Origin of the sequence: Roseovarius autotrophicus (genome assembly GCF_018069895.1) — a bacterium.
Lineage (GTDB): Bacteria > Pseudomonadota > Alphaproteobacteria > Rhodobacterales > Rhodobacteraceae > Roseovarius > Roseovarius autotrophicus.
The window spans coordinates 178,437-197,222 of record NZ_JAGQDH010000005.1 but is presented as its reverse complement, the minus strand read 5'-3'; the positions used below and the strand labels follow the sequence as shown (position 1 = coordinate 197,222).

Below are 18,786 nucleotides of genomic sequence, written 5' to 3'. Positions count from 1 at the left end.
TGGGTGAAAACCCGCCCTGAACCACCTAGGCTGCCACCAGACGCCGCTCCTTGATCGGCAGGTGCACGATGGCCGAGAACGCGCCCACGCCGACCCCGATCCACCACACCAGCGTGTAATCGCCCGTGGCATCGTAAAGCCGTCCGCCCAGCCACACACCCAGAAAACTGCCAAGCTGGTGCGAGAAGAACACGATCCCGTAAAGTGTGCCCATGTAGCGCAGCCCGTAGAGATGCGCGACAAGCCCCGAGGTCAGCGGCACCGTGGCGAGCCAGAGCGACCCCATCGCCACCGAGAAGAGCAGCACCGTGCCCGGCGTGATCGGCGTCAGCATGAAGGCGGCGGCAACGAATGTGCGCGCGGTATAGATCCCCGCCAGCAGGTATTTCTTGGAATATCGCTTTCCCAGCCATCCTGCCATCAACGTGCCGCCGATATTGGCCAGCCCGATGACCGAGATCGCCACCGCGCCCAGCGCCGAAGTGGTGGTGATGCCGATGCTGTGCAGCACACCGCCGGGCATGATCGGCCCGCACATCTCGGTCACCAGCGCCGGGAAATGCGCGGTGATGAAGGCGAGTTGGTAGCCGCAACTGAAAAACCCGAGGAAAATCAGCGTATAGGACGGATCGCGGAACGCCTTGCCGAGGATCGCGCCCATCGATTCTTCGAGTTCCGCGCGGCTCGCCGGTTCGGGCGAGCGTATGAGCGGCAGCATCACGAGAACGGCGAGGATCGTAACGGCAAAAACCAGAAACACGCTCTGCCAATTAAGAAACCCCAGCATCCATTCCGCCAGAGGCGCACCAAAGACCTGCCCCGCCGATCCTGCAGCGGTGGCGATGGCAAGGCTCATCGAACGGTTCTCGTCCGAGCTTGCCCGCCCGACCACGGCAAGGATCACGCCAAACCCCGTGCCCGCGATGCCAAAGCCCACGAGCACCTCGTAGAGCTGATGTGTCTGCGGTGAGACGGCGAAAGACGACAGCACAAGGCCAGCGGCATAGACGATCGCGCCGAGGATGATTGCGCGCCGATCGCCCACTTTCTCGGCCATGGCGCCGAAGATCGGCTGGCCGATGCCCCAGGCAAGGTTCTGGATCGCGATGGCAAGGGAAAATTCGGCACGCGGCCAGTTGAATTCCTCAGCAATCGGAATCTGGAACACGCCAAAGGAGGCGCGGATCGCGAAGGATATCAACAGGATGGTGCAGCCCGCGACAAGCACGGGCGTGATCAGGGGGGCGGATTTCGGCATATGGTCCTCGCGCGTCAGGAGGCGCAGATTAAGATGTCGCGCGGCGGCGTCAATTCAGGCTTTGTGATGACCGCCATCACGAATCCGCAAATCTGCGGATGACCGGGGCCATGATGAGCGGAGTCAGATACATCGGCACCTGGTAGAGCCCGATGAAAAGCAGCAGCGCAGCGACGATCTCGGGCGGCAGCGCGCCGAGAAACAGCGCCAGGTTGCGGTTGCCTGCCATGATGGCAAGCGCCGGAGCATCGCGCGGCGCGCGGCGGCGGGTCAGGAAAAGTGCCGCCGCCTGCGCCCCGAAATTGAGCGCAAAGACCGCCGCCAGCGTGATCCAGAAGGCGGGCGTGGCGGAAAGAAAAGCTGGCCCCACTGCCGACATCAGCCCCACCACCACCGCCGCCATGGCAATCGTGATCACCCCGTCCACCGCGCCCTGCCCCTCGGTCCCGCGCAGCCACGGCACACGCGCGCGCAACAGAACCCCCGCGCCACCTGCCAGCGCGATCACCACAAGCAACCGCAGTGCTGCCTCGACCACCACCAAGGGCGCGCCAAACACCGGCAGGAGCCAGAACACCGGCATTACCGTCAGCGGCAAGAGCGCCGTGCCCAGCACAAGCTGGCGCAGCGCCGGGGTCGGATCACCCCCGGCAAGGATGGTCAGGCCGGGGCTGCCCGTCAGCGGCGGCGCGGCCAAGACCAGAACAAGGCCGATCCCAAGCACCGTGCCAGACGCGCCAATCGCCCAGAGAAATCCGATCGCCACCACCGGCAGGCCGACCTGCATCACAAGCGTGATCGACAGATAGCGCGGCAAGCTTCGCCGCCCCGGAAAGGCCGCGCGCGGATCGACCCGGAGCGTGGCCAGAAACAGCAAAAGCGCGATCATCGGAAAGATGAACGGGATCAGTGCCTCGGCCAGCCGCGGCGCCGACACCCCCAGCACCAGCCCTGCCACAAGCATCAGCCTCCCGTGGCGCGCAAGCGCCCTGAGGCCCGCGATCATAGCGCCGCCGCGCCGCGCGCCGCCTGATCGTAACTGCCCGAGAGCGCGCGCAGGAGGGCCGCAAGCCGTGACATCTCGGCCCGGTCAAGGCCAAGCTGCTGCACCGAGCGCACAAGGAGCCGCTCGCGCACCTGCCCGTAGCGGGTGCAATACTCGGCCCCCGCAGTCGTGACCGCCACGGTCTTTTCCTTGCCCTTGCGCCCGGTCTCGACAAGGCCGTGCCCCTCCAGCTTCTTGACCGCGTAACTGACTAGGTGAGTATCCTCGATATTGAGCACGAGGCAGATATCGGCAAGGCTCTTGGGTCGTGCGCGGTGATGCACCAGATGCACCACCAGCACCTCGAGCGGCGCAATCCCAGGCATCCCGGCGGCGGTCATGCAGCGCGACATCCACCGCTGAAAGGCGTTGTTCGCCATGGTCAACGCGAATTCCATCTCGGACAGTTCGGGCAGGCCGGAGTTGGCCAGATGCGCCGACGAAACAACCGGGCCGCCTATCGCGCGAGCATCGTCTGCGGGATCCATAGCGCGATCTCCGGGAAAAGGGTGAGAATGGCGGTGGCCAGCACCAGAAGCAGGAAGAACGGGAAGGCATAGCGCGCGATCTCGAAAATCCCGCGGCCGGTGATGGATTGCAGCACAAAGAGGTTGAAGCCCACGGGCGGGGTGATCTGACTCATCTCCACCACCAGAACAAGGAAGATGCCAAACCAGATCGGATCTATCCCCGCTGCCAGCACCATCGGCAGGATCACCGAGGTGGTTAGCACAACGATGGAGATACCGTCGAGAAACATGCCCAGCACGATGAAGAACACCACCAGCGCGGCCAGCAGCGCATATGTCGAATAACCCTGCTGCCCGATCCATGCCGCGAGAGCACGCGGAATGCCGGTATAGCCCATGGCCACGGTCAGAAATGCCGCCCCCGCAAGGATGAAGGCGATCATGCAGGTAGTGATCGTGGCGCCGCGCAGCGCGCCCCATGCGCTTTGCCAGTCGAGCGAGCCGCCTATGCCTGACAGGATGAGCGCGCCCAGAACACCCACCACCGCCGCCTCTGTCGGAGAGGCGAGACCTGCATAGATCGAGCCGATCACCGCGACGATCAGCAGGATGGTCGGCCCCAGCAGCATCAGCGCGCTTACTTTTTCGATCCATGTGGTCGCGGGTTCAGGCGCAGGCATCCGTCTGCGGTTCATCAGCGCCCAGAGCATCGTGTAGCCCGAGAACATCGCCGCCAGCAGCAGCCCCGGGCCAATGCCTGCGAGAAACAGCCGCGCGATGCTCTGTTCCGTTGCTGCGCCATAGACGATGAGGATGATCGAGGGCGGGATGAGAAAGCCGAAGGTGCCCGATCCCGCCAGGGTTCCGATGATCATGCGGTCGTCATAGCCGCGTCGTGTGAGTTCGGGCACCGACATGCGTCCAACCGTGGCGGTGGTCGCCGCCGAAGAGCCGGAGACGGCGGCGAAAAGCGCGCAGCCGAAGATATTGGCATGCAGCAGCCGCCCCGGCAGTCGGGTGGTGAGCGGCGCCAGCCCCGAGAACATATCCGACGACAGCCGCGAGCGGAACAGGATCTCGCCCATCCAGATGAACATAGGCAGCGCGGTCAGGTCCCAGATGTTGAGCGCGCCCCAGACCTTGGTGGCAAAGACAAGCTCCACCGGGGCTGAGGAGGCGATGAGCATCGCCGCCAGCCCCACCGCGATCAGCGCAAACCCCACCCAGAGGCCAAGCGCAAGGCAACCGAAGAGGATCACCACAAGGATGAGCGAGAGCGTTTCAATGCCCATCGATCTTGCCTTTCGCTTCCTCGGCACGTTGATAGGCAGGGGTATCGCCACGCAGAAGCGCCAGCAACTCGTCAAGCAACGCCAGCGCGAACAACGCCAGCCCAGCCACCATCACCGCCTGTGGAACCCAGAGCGGAAAGCGCCCCATGCCAAAGGAGACGGCGTTGAAGGACCAAGAATCCCACGCCTGAAGCGCCGCGCTGTAAAGCGCAAAACCGCACAGACCAAGCGCCCCCAGAAGCGCCAGCACCGCCACGCCCCGCGCCAGCGGTGCGGGCAGCGCCCCCACCAGCATCGTCACCCGCACATGCCCGCCCGCACGCAGGCTGCCCGCCAGCGCGAGAAAAGCCGCACCCAGAAAAAGGAAACCGCCCAGTTCCGACAGCGAAGTGATGGCGATTCCCACTGGTTCGCGCCCCATCGCGATCAGGCTGCGGTCGATCACACGGCCCGTGACCTGGACCAGCACCAGCGCGGCAATCGCCACCAGCGCCAGCGCTGCCAGCCCCAGCCCGGCGCCGAAAATCCGGTCGAGCGTCCTGCGCAGCATGGCAAGCTCCTTTTCTGGAAAAAGGGTGCGGGCAGGATGGCCCCGCCCGCGCGCCCGCTCAGTTGCGGGTGAAGTTGTCGAGGATCAGCGCACCTTCGGCACCGGCCTTCGCCTTCCACTCCTCGGTCATGGTTGCACCGATTCCGCGCAGTTGCTCGGCCAGTTGCGGCGACGGCTGGTGCACCTGCATCCCGTTCGCCTTGAGCGCGGCGATCTTTTCATCGGTTTCGGCCACCGACATTTCCCAGCCGCGCAGCTCCGCCGCCGCCGCCGCCCCGAGAATTGCCTCCTGCTGATCCTCGGGCAAGGCCTTGAAGGCGCGGGTATTCACGAACACCATGTTCTTGGGCAGCCAGGCTTGCGTGTCGATGTAGTGGCCGACGAAATCCCATGCCTGCGACGAGACCCCGGTCGAGGGCGAGGTGATCATCGCCGAGACCCGCGAGGTGGAAAAGGCGGTCGGGATATCGCCCGCCTCGACCGTGGTCGGAACCGCGCCCATAAGCTGCGCCAGCCGCTCGGTCGCGGTGTTGTAGGCGCGGAAATTGACGCCTTTCATCTGGTCGATACTGGTCACTTCCTCGGTCACGAACAGGCTCTGGCCCGGCCACGGCACGGCAAAGAGCAGCGTCAGCCCCTGAGCGTCGAGCTTGGCGGCGATCTTATCGCGCGAGGCGTCCCAAAGGCGCGCCGCGTCGTCATAGCTGGCGGCAAGGAAGGGCACCGAATCGGCACCGAAGATGGCGTCCTCGTTGGCCAGCTGCGACATCAGGATTTCGCCGATGGGGGCCAGACCGCGCCGCACCGAATCGCGGATCTCGGGATGGGCGTAGAGTGACCCCGCCGAATGCACGGTGATGGTCAGAGCGCCTTCGGTGACGCTGGCCACATCTTCGGCGAATTGCACGATGTTCTGGGTGTGAAAAACAGAATCGCCGTAGGGCGTGGGCATATCCCAGTTGGTCTGCGCATTGGCCGCACCCACGCCGACCGTCAGGGCCCCCGAAAGGGCCAGGGTGAAAAGATGTCTCATGATCGTCTCCCTGATGGATAAATCCGGCCGGTTGTTGCCCCGGTTCCGGACAGGGTGACGCGTCACTGATAATTTGTCAACAAAATGTCTTTATGGTGCCGTCAACCGCGCCACGATAGCCACATCGCGGCAGGTGCCGCCCCCGGTGACCGCCACAGGTTCGACCAGAAGCTTGAGCCGCAGCGCCTCACCCCCCTGCTGGTAGACATGGCCCATGGAATGCCCCAACGCCACCCGCCAGCCGGGGCGCGGATTGAGCCCTGCCCGCGTCGGGCCGAGACCGGCCTTCATGTGATGCGCGATATCCCAATGCTGCACGTCGCCGTCATGGCGCGTGACCACCCAGCAATGCATGTCATGGGTAACACCGCCCTTCTCGGCAGGGAAGAAATAGCCATAGAGATAACCGGCCTCATACCCGGCAGCGCGCAAGCTTGCGATGAGGTAGGTGTTGATGTCCACGCAGGAACCGGGCGTGGTGCCGCAGGAAAGGTAGGGCACCGCCTCGGTGCCATCGTTGAACCGGTGCTCGGGATGGGCATAGGCAAAGCGCGCCTCCGCCTCGGCCACCAGCGCCGCGATTCCGGCCATCCCGCCACCGGAGGCGTGGGCGGCCTCGACGCTCGCTTGCGCCAGCGCCTCGGCGGCGATGGTATAGGGGGTGACACGCGGGGCAAAGACCGCCTCGGGATAATTCATCCCCTCGGGCGTGATTACATGGCTGAGGGTGAGCGGCCCACCCGCCGCCTCGATCTGCAACGCGGCAAGGCCAAGCTCCGCCTCCAGCGCCACGCCCTTGATCCGCCCTCCCGTCATCACCCTGACCCCGGCCACGGCGCCGTCGGGCGTGGCCATCCCCACCGGAGCGAGGAGGCGCGTGCCGGGGGTGAGGTCGGCGACTTCGACCGTCAGATGTCTCATGCCATGGTCCACAGTTGAAACAATACACCGGCAGCAAAGGCCCCGCTGAGCGAGAGCGCGATATAGAGGGCAAACACCTTTGGCTTTACCAGCGCCCAGACGGCGATCGCTGCGGGCAGCGAGGTGACGCCGCCCGCCACCAGAAAAGCCAGCCCCGCGCCGGGCGCCATGCCCTGCGTCACCAGCCCGCCCACCAGCGGCAGCGCGGCATAGCCGTTGAGATAGGCAGGCACACCCACCAGCGTGCCGAGCGCGATGGGGCCAAGCCCGGTGCCGCCCAGGGTGGCCGTGATCGTCTCGGCAGGGACAAAGGCCAGCATCAGGCTTTCCAGCACGAAGGCGAGCGCGAGCCATTTCAGCAGGAAAAGTGTCACACTCAGCGCCTCGCGCCCGAATTTCGCGCGCCGCTCCGGTTCGACCCAGAAGCGCCAGACCACCGGCCTGGGGGCGCGCAGTTTTGCCCCGCCGCAGCCGCCGTTGCCGATGCCCTCGCGCAGCGGATCGGCAAGGCCCCCGGCGCGCGCCACCAGATGCACCACCCAGCCGCCCAGCAGACCAAGACCAATCGCAGCCAGCATCTTGGCCACCGCGAATTCCAGCCCCAGAACCCCCGTCGTCAGCACGAACATCGACGGATCCATGATCGGAGAAGCCAGCCAGAACGCCATCACGGCCGAGAGTGGCACGCCCATGGCCAGAAGCGCCGCGATCAGCGGGATCACCCCGCAGGAGCAGAACGGCGAGAGAGCACCCGCCAGCGCCGCCAGCAGGATCATCAAGGCCGGCGCGCCGGTGAAGGCGCGCGCGATCAGGTTGTCGGCCCCCGTCGCCGTGGCCCAGGCGGCAATGGCGATGGACAGGATCAGGAACGGCCCCGTGCTGCCCAGCGCATCGAGGGTGAACAGCACCGTCGCCCCGGCCTGCGCCCGATCGGTGAGGATGAGCATCAGCAGGATCAGCGCCGTAGCGAGCCACACCCGCTCCTTGTGCCAGAGGCGGCGCAGGCGCGCGGGCAGGCGCGGTTGAGTCAGGCTTGAGTCAGTCATTTCCATACCCTTAGAATTCTGGTTCTATTGCGGCAAAAAAACTCAGGCTGCGTCGTCCTTTCGGGCCAGCGTCACGCCCACGCAGCATTCGGAGGTGAGGAAATCCAGCATCCGCCGCATCGCCGCGAAATCCACCCGGTTCAGCACCACGCGCCCCCGCCGCTCCTGCACCACAAGCCCGGCATCCACCAGCGCCGAGAGGTGATGCGCCAGCGTCGAAGGCGCCTGATCCAGATGCTGCCCGATCTCGCCCACATTCAGCCCGGCCTCGCCCGCACGCACCAGAAGGCGAAAGATGGCGAGGCGGGTGTCATGGCCAAGGGCGCCAAGGGCGCGGGCGGTGGGGCTTGTGAGGGTCATGGGACACAACATACCGATACTTCTAGTTATGTCAATCCATCTCCGCTCGCGCCGTCATGGTCGCCACACCGTCCACCTCACGCCGCACGCGCAGGTCCAGCCCGCCCTCGGTCTCGCGCGCCTCGATTACCACCGCCGCGCCGCAGATCAGCGGGCTGAGGCCGCGATAGGTGAAGTGTGCGGGCAGGTGGCCCGCAACATGCGCGGCGAGATTCATCATCCACACCGCCTGCATCGGCCCGTGAACGACAAGACCAGCATAACCCTCGACCTCCGTCGCATAGGGGTGATCGTAATGGATGCGATGGCCGTTGAAGGTGAGCGCGGAAAAACGGAACAGCAGCACCGGATCGGGCGTCACCTGCCAGCCGGTCGCGCCCTGCCAGTCCTCGGCGCTCGGGGGCGTCACGGCCTCGCCGGGCTTGGGGTCCTCGCGGTAAACGATGTCCTGCCGTTCGTTGAGGCGCATCTCGCCCACAACACGATAGACGTGGCGGACCGTGACAAAGCCTAACCGCCCGCTGCGCCCCTCCTTGAACGTCACATCCTCGACCGTGGTTTCGCGCGCCACCACGTCACCGGGGGCAAACGCGCCGTGAAACTCCAGCGCGCCCCCTGCCCACATCCTGCGCGGCAAGGGCAGGGCAGGCAGAAACAGCCCCGGCCTCGGGTGGCAATCGCGGCCCAGCAGATCAGGCGTCACCGCGTCGGGCGCAAGGCACCAGTGCAGGCCGACAGGCACCGGCGCCTCGGCCAGCGTACCTGCCAGCGTCACGTTGAAATGGTCGATCAACCGGTCGGTGATCGGCTCTTCGCGGGCAAAGCTGCGCCCGGTCCAGTCGGAATAATCCGTCATCTCCGCTCCTTATTGCCCGCGCCCCGGTCCGTAGGATTTGGGCAGGCCCAGCACCTGTTCGGCGATGTAGCACAGGATCAGGTTGGTCGAGATCGGCGCGATCTGATAAAGCCGCGTCTCGCGGAACTTGCGCTCCACGTCATATTCCTCGGCAAAGGCAAAGCCGCCGTGGGTCTGCATGCAGGCCTCTGCCGCCTCCCAGCTTGCCTCGGAAGCGAGCAGCTTGGCCGTATTCGCCTCGACGCCGGGATTTTGCCCCGCATCATACATCGCCGCCGCGCGGTAAACGATCGCTTCGGCGGCCATCATGTGCGCCTGCGCGCGCGCCAGCGGGAACTGTACCCCCTGATTGGCCCCGATCGGCGCGCCAAACACCACCCGTTCACGGGCATAGGCGGCCCCTTTGTTCAGAAACCACTTGGCATCGCCGATACATTCGGCGGCAATCAGGATGCGTTCGGAATTCATCCCCGACAGGATATAGCGAAAGCCCTTGCCCTCTTCACCGATTAGGCTATCCGCCGGGACGCGCAGATTGTCAAAGAACACCTCGGTGGTGGCGTGGTTGATCATGGTGCGGATCGGGCGAATATCGATGCCGTTACCCACCTTGCCGCGCAGATCCACAAGGAACACCGACAGGCCATCGGTTTTCGATTTCGCCTGATCGCGCGGCGTGGTGCGGACAAGCAGGATCATCAGGTCCGAATGCTCGGCCCGCGAGGTCCAGATCTTCTGGCCGTTGATCACATATTCATCGCCTTCGCGCCGCGCCGTGGTCTTGAGTGCCAGCGTATCGGTGCCACTGGTCGGTTCGGTCACGCCAAAGGCTTGGAGGCGCAAGGAACCATCGGCGATGCCTGGCAGATACGCCGCCTTCTGCGTCTCTGATCCATGGCGCAGGAGCGTGCCCATCGTATACATCTGCGCATGGCAGGCGGCGGCGTTACAGCCCTGATGGTGAATCTCCTCAAGGATCACAGCAGCGGCGGTCAGCGGCAAGCCGGAACCGCCATAGGTCTCGGGGATCATCGCGCCCAGATAGCCTTCATCGATCAACGCGCCGACAAACTCGGACGGATAGGCGCTGCGCGCGTCGAGATCGCGCCAATACGGGCCGGGGAACCGCGCGCAGACCTTCGCCACGCCTGCGCGGATATCGGCGTAATCCGCCGTGGGGTTGAATGATGTCATGCGCGGAGTCCTTGTTTCACACCCGGCGTTTCTCGCAACTTCTTGGCCATAAGGGAAATACCGCGTGCCATTGAGAGGCATTGGAAAACGCTATGGCCGGAGCGTGCCCTCCCAGATGCCCCGACCCACCAGATCGCGGATCACGTCGAGCGTGATCGCCTCGACGGCACGAGAGGCGCTGCTTGTCGGGCGGGCAGGGTTGCTCACAAGCCAGACCGGGCGCACCATCTCGGGGTCGGCAAGGGGCGCGCCGACCAGATCGCCGCGCGCTACCGCGTCATGCACTGCCGAGGGCGAAAAGATCGCGTGACCCGAACCGCGCGCCACCAACTCCTTGATCTGCGTCATCGCGTCCATTTCGATGGTCACATTGAGGCTCAGGCCAAGCGGGCGGGCATAGCCCTCGATGGTCCGGCGCAGTCCGTGCGCGGCCTCGGGCAGGATCATTTCGAGCCCCTCCAGCGCAGCGAGCGGCACAGGCGTGCCGGGGGGCGTGACAAAGGGCCAGTTGTCGGGTGCGGCATAGACATGCAGGCGCTCGTCAAGCACATGTCTGGCGCGGAAATGCTCGGCCCCCTTGAGGTCATAGATAAAGCCGAGATCGACAGTGCCATCCTCGACCCATGCCTTTATGTAACCGCTCATCGCCTCGACGGCGCGCAGGCGGATATCTGGCGACTCAACCCGCACGGTTTCGGCAAGCGGCACCGAAAGCACCATCGAGACCGAGGGCGGCAGACCAAATCCAACCTTGCCACGCGGCGCGCCGCCGACATCGCGCATCTCGTCAAGACAGTGGTCCATCGCGGTGGTAATCTCGCGTGCATGGCGCAAAAGCACCTGTCCCTCAGCGGTGAGCATCGAGCCACGCGGCGAGCGGTCGAGAAGTGATACGCCGAGTTCCGCCTCCATCTTCGTGACATGCTGAGAGAGCGAGGGCTGCGCCACCCCGAGATGAAGCGCCGCCGCCGAAAGCGACGGCGCCTCGGCTATGGCGACGAAATAGCGAAGCTGGCGAATATCCATATCGCGATCCTACACCACCCGCGCACGCGAGAACACAGGCGGATGAGAAGAGCGCAAGCCATAACGTACGACTATGGCTGTGCGAATAGCCGGGTATTTCCCATTTCGCGGCGCTTCGGGCATTTTGTGCGTGTAACGCAGGAAAGGACCGGCCCCATGCGCAGCGATCTCAGCGATGTTCTCGTCGTCTCGATAGAGCAGGCAGTAGCCGCGCCCTATGCCTCGGGGCGGTTGGCCGAGGCGGGGGCGCGCGTGATCAAGGTCGAGCGTCCCGAGGGCGATTTCGCGCGCGGCTATGACAGCCTCGTGAAGGGCGAGAGCGCCTATTTTGTCTGGCTCAACCGCGGCAAGGAATCGGTCTGCCTCGATCTGCGACAGGACGAGGACCGCGCGCTTCTGGCACGGATGGTGGCACGCGCGGATGTGTTCATCCAGAACCTCGCGCCGGGGGCGATTGACCGTCTCGGATTCGCTCCTGCGCGGTTGCGCGCCGACAACCCGCGTCTTATCACCGTATCGATCTCGGGCTATGGTGAGGAGGGACCACTCGCCGATCTGAAGGCGTATGATCTGCTGGTGCAGGCCGAGACCGGGCTTTCCTCGATCACCGGTAACACAGCGGGGCCTGCACGCACCGGTGTGTCGGTCTGCGACATCGCGGCGGGAATGACAGCCTATCAGGCCATTCTCGAGGCGCTGATCGGACGGGCGCACAGCGGTGAGGGGCGGCATATAGCGGTGTCGCTCTTTCACGCACTGGGCGACTGGATGAACGTGCCGTATCTTCAGTATGCCTATGGCGGCAAGGTACCGCCGCGCGTCGGGCTCAACCATCCCACCATCGCGCCCTACGGCGTTTATGAGGGGGCTGACGGCAAGGCGGTGCTGATCTCGATCCAGAACGAGCGCGAATGGGCAGTGCTCTGCGAGGCGATCATCGGTGATGCCGCGCTGGCCCGCGATCCGCGCTTTGACAACAACACGAACCGCGTTTCCAATCGCGCCGCGCTCGACGAAATCCTGCGGCCCGTCTTTGCCGCGCTGCCCCGCGACGTGATGGCCGAAAGACTGCGTGCAGCGCGCATCGCCTATGGCCGGGTCAGCGATATGGAGGATCTGAAAACCCATCCGCAGAACCGCCATGTCACGGTAAAGACCCCGTCCGGCCCGGTGCGGATGCTGGCACCCGGCGCGATCGTTGACGGGGTGCTGTCTGCGCCCGGCCCGGTACCCGCGCTCGGAGAGCATGGTTCGGCGCTTCGCGCGGAGTTTCGCGAAATCTGAGCCAATCTCGAAATTCTGACTCGCACATCATGTGTTTTTATGCTTTTTTTCCCACAGCCGGGAGAAATAGCATTTGTTCAGCTTTGGAGACATGATGGCAGAGGCGTTCGGCCTGATCCTGCGATGGGATCGGGAGCTGAGCGTGATCGTCATGCTCTCTCTTCAGGTGACGCTCTCGGCGGTGGCGCTGGCCTGTCTCATCGGTCTGCCGCTCGGTGCCCTCGTGGGTGCCTTCCGCTTTCCGGGACGGGGTGTGATTACGGTCCTGCTCAATGCGCTGATGGGGTTGCCGCCGGTGGTGGTGGGGCTTTTCGTTTATCTCATGCTCTCGGCTGCGGGGCCTCTCGGCGTGCTGGGGCTGCTCTACACGCCCACGGCCATGATCATCGCGCAGACGATCCTCGTGACCCCGATCATCGCGGCGCTGACGAAACAGGTAGTCGAGGATCTGCACGGGGAATATGCCGAACAGTTCGCCTCTTTCGGGGTAACAGCCCGAACCCGTGTGGCGGCACTTCTGTGGGATGCGCGCTACAGCCTGCTGACCGTGGCGTTGGCTGGCTTTGGTCGCGCAGTGGCCGAGGTGGGGGCGGTGCTGATCGTGGGGGGCAACATCAACCACGTCACTCGCGTGATGACCACGACCATCGCGCTTGAGACGTCAAAGGGCAATCTGCAACTGGCGCTGGCGCTTGGCGTGCTGCTCCTGGGGTTAGCGGTGGTGGTGAATGCGGGCGTGATGGCGCTGCGCGTTTCGGCGGTGAGGGCGGCCTATGCGTGACACGGTAATGGAAAGCGCGCAGGACTGTATCGCGTCAATCCTGACGGCGCGGAGCCTCGGCTTTGCTGCCGGCGGGCAGGTGCTGCTTCAAGGCATCGATGTGGACATTGCCAAGGGGAAGCGCACGCTGATCATGGGGGCGAACGGGGCGGGCAAGAGCCTGTTCCTGCGCCTGCTCCACGGGCTTTTGCCGCCTTCCTTCGGTACGGTGCGCTGGCATGGCGAGCGGCCCGCGAAACGCGCACAGGCCATGGTATTCCAGCGCCCGGTGATGCTGCGCCGCTCGGTCATCGCCAATCTGCGCTTTGCGCTGCGAGTGCAGGGGCTGGGATGGCGCGCGCGTGAGGCGGGTGCGCGAGAGGCGCTTGAGATGGCGCACCTGACCGAAAAGGCGCGACAGCCCGCGCGGCTCCTGTCGGGGGGCGAGCAGCAGCGGCTGGCGGTGGCGCGCGCGCTGGTCTGCGACCCGGAGATCCTGTTTCTGGATGAGCCGACATCGAGCCTCGATCCCGCCTCGACGCAGATGATCGAGGACCTTGTGAACGCCGCGCATGCGCGCGGCGTCACGGTGGTCATGGTCACGCATGATCAGGGGCAGGCGCGGCGCATGGGCGATTCGGTGATCTTTCTTCACGCCGGCCGCTTGGCCGAAGAAGGACCGCGCGATCAGGTGCTTGATGCGCCCCGTTCCGAGGCCGCGCGGGCGTGGATGGCCGGGCGGCTTTATACACGCAACGATTTCTGACACTCAAAAGGAGAAACACGATGCTTCGACGCCACCTGCTTTCGCTTGCCCTCGGGACGGTGCTTGCATTTGGGGCCGGAACGGCCCGAGCGCAGGAGTTCATCCTGGTGCAATCCACCACCTCGACGCAGAATTCCGGCCTGTTCGATCATATCCTGCCGATCTTTCAAGAGAAAACCGGGATCGAGGTTCGGGTGGTTGCCGTCGGCACGGGGCAGGCGATCAAGAATGCCGAGAACGGCGACGGCGATGTGCTGTTCGTCCATGCCAAGGCGGCGGAGGAGAAATTCGTAGCCGAGGGCCACGGCGTATCTCGCGCCGACGTGATGTATAATGATTTCGTCATTGTCGGCCCGGCGGATGATCCGGCCGGTGTGGCGGGCATGAATGATGTTGTCGCGGCGCTGAGCAAGATTGCCGAAGCGCAGGCGCCCTTCGCCTCACGCGGCGATGACAGCGGCACCAACAAGGCCGAGTTGCGTCTATGGAAGATGGCGGGCATCGACGTGCAGGCAGCGTCGGGCGGCTGGTATCGTGAAACGGGTTCCGGCATGGGCGCGACCCTCAATACCGGAACGGGCATGAACGCCTATATCCTGACCGACCGTGCCACATGGATCGCCTTCGGCAACAAGGGGGATTACCGCATTGCCGTGGAGGGCGACGCGAAGATGTTCAACCAGTATGGCATCATCCTCGTGAACCCGGAGAAACACGGACACGTCAAGGCCGAGGCCGGGCAGGCCTTCATCGACTGGGTGCTATCGGACCAGGGACAGGCGGCGATCGCCGATTTCAAGGTGGACGGGCAGCAATTGTTCTTTCCAAACGCAGGAGGCTGACCGCGCAAATCGCGGCCGTCCGGCCGCATCCTTCGTTCAGGGCGAGAGCCAGCGCACCTTGCCCATGTCGGTCGTGTCATAGCCGCCGAAGGCCGCCGCCTTGGCCGCGACCGTGTCAGAGCGCATGAAGGCGACAAGGCGCTGAACCGGCTCGGTGAAATAGGCGCGCCGGTCGATCAGCAGGTCGAACCGCTCGCGCAGGAGCGGGCGGAAGGTCAGGCGGAACTGCCGCGCCATGGCCTCAAGCCCAAGCGTCGCCTCGGCCTCGCCCGCCGCCACCGCCGCCGCTGCGTCGCTTTCTGTATGAGCGGGGCTTGCGGGGATCTTGAGGTCGGCGGGCGCCAGCCCCGCCTCCGCCATGAGCCGCACAAAAAGCGCCGTCGTCCCTGCCCCCTCCTGCCGCAGGATAACCCGCCGCCCGCGCAAGTCAGCGAAATCCTTGACCATCTCGGCCACACCAGGCGTCAGGATCAGGCCCCGCATGCGCCGCGCCCAGCCAATGAGCACCGCGTCGCGCAGGCCCCGCGCCTCGATCGCAGCGATATTCCACTCGGTCTCTCCCGGAATGTGAAGACCGGCCAGCGCCGCGCGTCCCTCAGCAAAGGTGTTCAGTCCCTCGCTACTGCCATTCCACAGCGTCGCCATGCCGGCCCCGCTTTCGCGCAGCGCCCAGTCCAGCAGGGGATCGTGCGAGCCGGTAACAAGCGCGGGTCGCTCCGCCGGACGCAAGTTTCCCTCGCCTTCGATCCAGCCCATGATCTCGGACTTGGGAAACAGCAGCTTGCCGGTGATCTTGCGATGCGGAATCTCGCCCGTGGACACCATCTCGTAAACCTTGCGCTCCTTGACACGCAAAAGGTCCGCTACCTCGCGGGTGGTAAGATAGAGAGGGATCGGGCTGTCCATTCCGTGCCGCCTGTCGAGGATTTCCTGTCCCTGACTAACCCATCTCGTCAGGCAGATCAGCAGGAAAGACTCGCCTCGCGGCCTCGGGTGCCAGAGCGGAGAAGGCGTCATACTGGGCAAGATAGACCTCGCCGGTCATCTCGTGAAGGAAATGCGCGCCTTTGAGGCGATCCATAACCGGCCCCTTGACCTCCGAGAGGTGCAGCCGCACGCCTATGTCTCTGAGCCGCGCGTTGATCGCCTCCAGCGTCTCGACGGCGCTCAGGTCGATCTCGTTGATGGCCGCACACATCAAGACCACATCGCGCACCGGGCCTCCAGGCGCGACCCGCTCAAAGATGTGATCCTCGACAAACCGGGCATTGGCGAAATAGAGGCTTTGATCGGGACGAAAGGTAACAAGCGCCGGATCGGTGATGACCTTGTGGCGCAGGATGTTGCGAAAGTGCTGTGTGCCCGGCACCAGCCCCACTTCGGCAATATGGGGACGCGAACTGCGGTAGAGGTGCAGCCCCACCGACAGGATCACCCCGGCCGAAACCCCCGCCTCGACCCCCAGCCCCAGCGTCAGCAGGATCGTCACCGCGACAGCGGCGAAATCCGCCTTGGAATACGCCCAGGCACGCCGCAACGTCGTGATATCGACCAGACTCAGCACGGCGACGATGATCGTGGCCGCCAGCGTGGCCACCGGCAGGAATTGGATCAGCGGCGTAAGCCAGAACGCCGCCGCCGCCAGCCCTAATGCCGTGAACGCCCCCGCTGCGGGAGTGGCGGCACCGGCATCGAAATTGACCACAGAGCGGGCAAAACCTCCGGTGACCGGATAGCCCCCCGTGAACGCCGCCCCGAGATTTGCCGCGCCCAGGCCGATCAACTCCTGATCCGGGTCGATTCGCTGCCGCCTGCGGGTGGCAAGAGTCTGCGCGACCGACATCGACTCGACAAACCCGATGATAGAGATCAGCAGCGCCGGCACGAAAAGCTGCCCCAGCAGGACCGGCGAGAAGGACGGCATTGTCAGGGGCGGCAAGCCCTGCGGAACCTCGCCCACGACCGCAACGCCGCGCCCCTCGAGCGACAGTGCCCAGACCGCAAGCGTGCCCGCCGCAACGGCCGCCACCGGCCCGGCCTTGACCGCGATATCCGCCGCGCGCAGCCCCAGACCAAGTCGCCGCAACACCGGGTTCAACCCCCGCCGCACCCAGAGGAGAAACGCCACCGATCCCCCGCCGATCGCAAGGGTGACAGGGTTCACATCGCCCAGATGCCCCCAGAGCGACAGAATCATCTCGGGGAGGGTGCCCCCGCCGGCGCCGATCCCGAGAAGATGCCTGACCTGACTGAGCGCGATCAGAAAGCCACTTGCCGTGATGAAGCCCGAGATCACCGGATGCGACAGGAAATTCGCCAGAAATCCCAGCCGAAGCACCCCCATGGCCAGCAGGATAGCCCCCGACAGCCCCGCCAGTGTGAGCGCCGCCACAGCATAGCCCGCCGTGCCGGCCTCGGCTACCGCACCGATTGACGTTGCCGTCATCAGCGACACGACGGCGACCGGCCCCACCGCCAGCACGCGGGAGGTGCCCAGCATCGCATAAAGCAGGATCGGAACGATCGAGGCGTAGAGCCCCGCCTCGGGCGGCAACCCCGCAAGGATAGCATAGGCCAGCGATTGCGGAATCAGCATGATGGTGACGATCACCGCCGCCACTGCATCGCTGCCCAGATCCTGCCGGGAATAGGCTCGGCCCCAATCGAGGATCGGAAGTACACGCTGCAAGGGTCTCGGTTTCATGTCTATCCGCTTCTCCGCCGCCCCGGTGGCGGTGGCGCCCAGTGGCGCCGTATCGTCGCGCTGTCAGAACCGGTTGACCGGCAGCTTGAGCATCGGGATACCGTCACGATCCTTGGGCAACTCGCCCCCACGCATGTTGACCTGAAGCGAAGGCAGGATCAGCCGCGGCACGGCAAGGTTGGCGTCGCGCTCGGTGCGCAGCTTCACAAAGTCCTCGCGGGTGCGCCCACCACCAACATGGATGTTGTGCGCCTTCTCCTCGGCCACGGTGGTCTCCCACCGGATTTCGCGACCATTGGGACCGTAATCATGGCACATGAAAAGGCGCATCTGGTCAGGGAGTGACAGCACCTTCTGAATCGAATCATAAAGCTGCCCGGCATCGCCGCCCGGAAAATCCGCCCGCGCCGAGCCGCCGTCGGGCATGAAAAGCGTATCGCCGACAAAGGCCGCATCGCCCATCACATGGGTCATGCAGGCGGGCGTGTGGCCGGGCGTGTGCAGGGCGAAACAGGTCATCTCGCCCACCTGATAAGTGTCGCCGTCCCTGAACAGCCGGTCGAACTGGCTACCGTCGCGCTGAAACTCGGTGTCCTCGTTGAAGATCTTGCCGAAAGTGTCCTGCACGATCAGGATATTCTCGCCGATGCCGATCTGCCCGCCGAGACGCTCCTGAATATAGGGCGCGCCGCTCAGGTGGTCGGCATGGACATGCGTCTCTATGATCCACTCAAGCCGCAGGCTTTGGCCCTCGATATGGGCGATGATCTTTTCCGCCTCGGCATGGGTGATCCGGCCCGCGGCCATGTCGATTTCCATCACCGGGTCGATCACGGCACAGGCATTTGAGGCGGGATCCCTTACCACATAGCTGATGGTATTGGTGTCCTCGTCGAAAAAGGCGGTGACCTCGGGCCGCTGTCCCATGTTGACCGGATACCCTTTCATGCTGCTGCCCTTTCCCCCGTGCGCGACTGCGCGATGCGCGCCACCCAGATCCCTGCGATCAGTGCCGCGACAAAGACCATCACCTCCCACTTGCCAGAACCGAGCGCCGGGAGCGCCGCGCCGGGGCAGAACCCGGCAATGCCCCAGCCGAGGCCGAACACCGCAGACCCGCCGACAAGCCGCGCGTCGATGTCGCGTCGTGTAGGAAGCAGGAATTTCGCCTCGATCACCGGCGCCGGACGGCGCAGCACGAAGCGGTAGCCGATGAAGGTGGTGATCAGCGCCCCGCCCATGACAAAGGCAAGGCTCGGATCCCAGGTCCCGGCAATATCGAAAAAGTTGAGCACCTTGGCCGGGTTGATCATGCCCGAGACGGCTATGCCCAGGCCGAAGATGAGGCCCACGAGAAAGGCAGAGAGAAGACGCATGGC

The 18,786-nt window shown here is 64.8% G+C and carries 20 protein-coding genes; 4 read left to right on the top strand and 16 right to left on the bottom strand.

The window, feature by feature from the left end:
* Window positions 1-25 precede the first annotated feature (25 nt).
* The 12 genes from KAK09_RS08470 to KAK09_RS08415 all read right to left on the bottom strand — a co-directional run bounded on the left by KAK09_RS08470 (window position 26) and on the right by KAK09_RS08415 (window position 11,051).
* Complete coding sequence (locus tag KAK09_RS08470) at window positions 26-1,258, bottom strand: MFS transporter (RefSeq protein ID WP_210878492.1); 1,233 nt, start codon at window positions 1,256-1,258, stop codon at window positions 26-28.
* A gap of 76 nt (window positions 1,259-1,334) precedes the next feature.
* Window positions 1,335-2,264: a hypothetical protein gene (locus KAK09_RS08465; protein WP_247651129.1), complete on the bottom strand. Its 930-nt coding sequence runs from the start codon at window positions 2,262-2,264 to the stop codon at window positions 1,335-1,337.
* The gene (locus KAK09_RS08460; protein ID WP_210878532.1) at window positions 2,261-2,701 is read right to left on the bottom strand and encodes a winged helix DNA-binding protein; all 441 of its coding nucleotides are present in this window, start codon (window positions 2,699-2,701) and stop codon (window positions 2,261-2,263) included. Before KAK09_RS08460 ends, KAK09_RS08465 begins: the two co-directional genes overlap by 4 nt.
* Window positions 2,702-2,760: 59 nt before the next feature.
* Window positions 2,761-4,065, bottom strand: coding sequence for a TRAP transporter large permease (locus KAK09_RS08455; protein ID WP_210878491.1), 1,305 nt, complete (start codon window positions 4,063-4,065; stop codon window positions 2,761-2,763).
* The gene (locus KAK09_RS08450; RefSeq protein ID WP_210878490.1) at window positions 4,055-4,615 is read right to left on the bottom strand and encodes a TRAP transporter small permease; all 561 of its coding nucleotides are present in this window, start codon (window positions 4,613-4,615) and stop codon (window positions 4,055-4,057) included. Before KAK09_RS08450 ends, KAK09_RS08455 begins: the two co-directional genes overlap by 11 nt.
* A 58-nt stretch (window positions 4,616-4,673) precedes the next feature.
* A complete protein-coding gene (locus KAK09_RS08445) occupies window positions 4,674-5,648 on the bottom strand; it encodes a TRAP transporter substrate-binding protein (protein WP_247651128.1) in 975 nt (324 codons plus the stop codon).
* A 90-nt stretch (window positions 5,649-5,738) separates the two neighbouring features.
* A complete protein-coding gene (locus tag KAK09_RS08440; RefSeq protein WP_210878489.1) occupies window positions 5,739-6,569 on the bottom strand; it encodes a transglutaminase domain-containing protein in 831 nt (276 codons plus the stop codon).
* The gene (locus KAK09_RS08435; RefSeq protein WP_418895520.1) at window positions 6,566-7,621 is read right to left on the bottom strand and encodes a permease; all 1,056 of its coding nucleotides are present in this window, start codon (window positions 7,619-7,621) and stop codon (window positions 6,566-6,568) included. The genes KAK09_RS08440 and KAK09_RS08435 overlap by 4 nt, the downstream gene beginning before the upstream one ends.
* Window positions 7,622-7,657: 36 nt before the next feature.
* Window positions 7,658-7,975 (bottom strand): ArsR/SmtB family transcription factor, encoded by a 318-nt coding sequence (locus KAK09_RS08430; RefSeq protein ID WP_210878487.1) that lies wholly within the window; start codon window positions 7,973-7,975, stop codon window positions 7,658-7,660.
* Window positions 7,976-8,006: 31 nt separating this feature from the next.
* Window positions 8,007-8,831 carry an HTD2 family dehydratase gene (locus KAK09_RS08425; protein WP_210878486.1) on the bottom strand — a complete coding sequence of 275 codons (825 nt, stop codon included), beginning with the start codon at window positions 8,829-8,831 and terminating at the stop codon, window positions 8,007-8,009.
* Between the two features lie 9 nt (window positions 8,832-8,840).
* Window positions 8,841-10,025: an acyl-CoA dehydrogenase family protein gene (locus KAK09_RS08420; protein WP_210878485.1), complete on the bottom strand. Its 1,185-nt coding sequence runs from the start codon at window positions 10,023-10,025 to the stop codon at window positions 8,841-8,843.
* A gap of 90 nt (window positions 10,026-10,115) precedes the next feature.
* Window positions 10,116-11,051, bottom strand: coding sequence for a LysR family transcriptional regulator (locus KAK09_RS08415; protein WP_210878484.1), 936 nt, complete (start codon window positions 11,049-11,051; stop codon window positions 10,116-10,118).
* A gap of 156 nt (window positions 11,052-11,207) precedes the next feature.
* Here KAK09_RS08415 and KAK09_RS08410 point away from each other — a divergent pair, with 156 nt between their 5' ends.
* The 4 genes from KAK09_RS08410 to KAK09_RS08395 all read left to right on the top strand — a co-directional run bounded on the left by KAK09_RS08410 (window position 11,208) and on the right by KAK09_RS08395 (window position 14,703).
* Entirely contained in the window at window positions 11,208-12,335 is a 1,128-nt protein-coding gene (locus KAK09_RS08410) for a CaiB/BaiF CoA transferase family protein (protein ID WP_210878483.1), read from the top strand.
* A gap of 73 nt (window positions 12,336-12,408) precedes the next feature.
* Window positions 12,409-13,116 (top strand): ABC transporter permease, encoded by a 708-nt coding sequence (locus KAK09_RS08405; protein ID WP_247651127.1) that lies wholly within the window; start codon window positions 12,409-12,411, stop codon window positions 13,114-13,116.
* Window positions 13,109-13,861: an ATP-binding cassette domain-containing protein gene (locus KAK09_RS08400; RefSeq protein WP_210878482.1), complete on the top strand. Its 753-nt coding sequence runs from the start codon at window positions 13,109-13,111 to the stop codon at window positions 13,859-13,861. Before KAK09_RS08405 ends, KAK09_RS08400 begins: the two co-directional genes overlap by 8 nt.
* 20 nt (window positions 13,862-13,881) lie before the next feature.
* A complete protein-coding gene (locus KAK09_RS08395; RefSeq protein ID WP_210878481.1) occupies window positions 13,882-14,703 on the top strand; it encodes an ABC transporter substrate-binding protein in 822 nt (273 codons plus the stop codon).
* 36 nt (window positions 14,704-14,739) lie between these two features.
* Here KAK09_RS08395 and KAK09_RS08390 read toward each other — a convergent pair whose 3' ends face one another.
* The 4 genes from KAK09_RS08390 to KAK09_RS08375 form a co-directional block, all read right to left on the bottom strand.
* A complete protein-coding gene (locus KAK09_RS08390) occupies window positions 14,740-15,609 on the bottom strand; it encodes a substrate-binding domain-containing protein (RefSeq protein ID WP_210878480.1) in 870 nt (289 codons plus the stop codon).
* 34 nt (window positions 15,610-15,643) lie between these two features.
* The gene (locus KAK09_RS08385; RefSeq protein WP_210878479.1) at window positions 15,644-17,407 is read right to left on the bottom strand and encodes a SulP family inorganic anion transporter; all 1,764 of its coding nucleotides are present in this window, start codon (window positions 17,405-17,407) and stop codon (window positions 15,644-15,646) included.
* 63 nt (window positions 17,408-17,470) lie between these two features.
* Window positions 17,471-18,355 carry an MBL fold metallo-hydrolase gene (locus KAK09_RS08380; protein WP_210878478.1) on the bottom strand — a complete coding sequence of 295 codons (885 nt, stop codon included), beginning with the start codon at window positions 18,353-18,355 and terminating at the stop codon, window positions 17,471-17,473.
* A complete protein-coding gene (locus tag KAK09_RS08375) occupies window positions 18,352-18,783 on the bottom strand; it encodes a DUF6691 family protein (protein WP_210878477.1) in 432 nt (143 codons plus the stop codon). Before KAK09_RS08375 ends, KAK09_RS08380 begins: the two co-directional genes overlap by 4 nt.
* Window positions 18,784-18,786: the final 3 nt, after the last annotated feature.

What these genes read in the sequence shown, in the direction of transcription:
- KAK09_RS08470 (WP_210878492.1), bottom strand. Translation starts at nt 1,258, where the DNA reads ATGCCGAAATCCGCCCCCCTGATCACGCCCGTGCTTGTCGCGGGCTGC.
- KAK09_RS08465 (WP_247651129.1), bottom strand. Translation starts at nt 2,264, where the DNA reads ATGATCGCGGGCCTCAGGGCGCTTGCGCGCCACGGGAGGCTGATGCTT.
- KAK09_RS08460 (WP_210878532.1), bottom strand. Translation starts at nt 2,701, where the DNA reads ATGGAATTCGCGTTGACCATGGCGAACAACGCCTTTCAGCGGTGGATG.
- KAK09_RS08455 (WP_210878491.1), bottom strand. Translation starts at nt 4,065, where the DNA reads ATGGGCATTGAAACGCTCTCGCTCATCCTTGTGGTGATCCTCTTCGGT.
- KAK09_RS08450 (WP_210878490.1), bottom strand. Translation starts at nt 4,615, where the DNA reads ATGCTGCGCAGGACGCTCGACCGGATTTTCGGCGCCGGGCTGGGGCTG.
- KAK09_RS08445 (WP_247651128.1), bottom strand. Translation starts at nt 5,648, where the DNA reads ATGAGACATCTTTTCACCCTGGCCCTTTCGGGGGCCCTGACGGTCGGC.
- KAK09_RS08440 (WP_210878489.1), bottom strand. Translation starts at nt 6,569, where the DNA reads ATGAGACATCTGACGGTCGAAGTCGCCGACCTCACCCCCGGCACGCGC.
- KAK09_RS08435 (WP_418895520.1), bottom strand. Translation starts at nt 7,621, where the DNA reads ATGGAAATGACTGACTCAAGCCTGACTCAACCGCGCCTGCCCGCGCGC.
- KAK09_RS08430 (WP_210878487.1), bottom strand. Translation starts at nt 7,975, where the DNA reads ATGACCCTCACAAGCCCCACCGCCCGCGCCCTTGGCGCCCTTGGCCAT.
- KAK09_RS08425 (WP_210878486.1), bottom strand. Translation starts at nt 8,831, where the DNA reads ATGACGGATTATTCCGACTGGACCGGGCGCAGCTTTGCCCGCGAAGAG.
- KAK09_RS08420 (WP_210878485.1), bottom strand. Translation starts at nt 10,025, where the DNA reads ATGACATCATTCAACCCCACGGCGGATTACGCCGATATCCGCGCAGGC.
- KAK09_RS08415 (WP_210878484.1), bottom strand. Translation starts at nt 11,051, where the DNA reads ATGGATATTCGCCAGCTTCGCTATTTCGTCGCCATAGCCGAGGCGCCG.
- KAK09_RS08410 (WP_210878483.1), top strand. Translation starts at nt 11,208, where the DNA reads ATGCGCAGCGATCTCAGCGATGTTCTCGTCGTCTCGATAGAGCAGGCA.
- KAK09_RS08400 (WP_210878482.1), top strand. Translation starts at nt 13,109, where the DNA reads ATGCGTGACACGGTAATGGAAAGCGCGCAGGACTGTATCGCGTCAATC.
- KAK09_RS08395 (WP_210878481.1), top strand. Translation starts at nt 13,882, where the DNA reads ATGCTTCGACGCCACCTGCTTTCGCTTGCCCTCGGGACGGTGCTTGCA.
- KAK09_RS08390 (WP_210878480.1), bottom strand. Translation starts at nt 15,609, where the DNA reads ATGGACAGCCCGATCCCTCTCTATCTTACCACCCGCGAGGTAGCGGAC.
- KAK09_RS08385 (WP_210878479.1), bottom strand. Translation starts at nt 17,407, where the DNA reads ATGAAACCGAGACCCTTGCAGCGTGTACTTCCGATCCTCGATTGGGGC.
- KAK09_RS08380 (WP_210878478.1), bottom strand. Translation starts at nt 18,355, where the DNA reads ATGAAAGGGTATCCGGTCAACATGGGACAGCGGCCCGAGGTCACCGCC.
- KAK09_RS08375 (WP_210878477.1), bottom strand. Translation starts at nt 18,783, where the DNA reads ATGCGTCTTCTCTCTGCCTTTCTCGTGGGCCTCATCTTCGGCCTGGGC.